Annotated in this window: 1 protein-coding gene; it reads left to right on the forward strand. The window is 52.9% G+C overall.

Translation table 11 applies throughout. From position 1 onward, the window contains the following. Nucleotides 1-393: VCBS domain-containing protein (locus H8K36_RS18945; protein WP_186918083.1), on the forward strand; the 393-nt coding region annotated here is incomplete at both ends.

The raw sequence follows: 393 nt of genomic DNA on the forward strand, positions 1-393 counted from the left end.
CGAATAACGACAGCCTAGATATCCTCATTACGGATAGCAAACCAGTAGCGACAGGTGACATCAACAACATCACGGAAGATGCAGTACCGAACACAGTCACCGGCAATGTGATCACGAACGACACGGTCGGTGCGGACAGCAACGCCACTCCAGTGACAGCAGGCACGTTCACCAATGCAGCTGGCTACGGTACTTTGGTCTTGAACAGCAACGGTACCTACACGTACACGCTCAACAACAGCAATGCGGCCGTCAATGGCTTAGGCGCCGGCCAAAGCTTGACTGATAGCTTTACGTACACCTTAACCGATGGTGACGGCAGTACGACGACAGCGACTTTGGTGATCACGATCAATGGTAATACCGATGGTGGTCCAACGGTCACGATCCCTG

It is taken from the genome of Affinundibacterium nitidum, from assembly GCF_014284155.1.
In the GTDB taxonomy this organism is placed as follows: Bacteria; Pseudomonadota; Gammaproteobacteria; order Burkholderiales; family Burkholderiaceae_D; genus Undibacterium; species Undibacterium nitidum.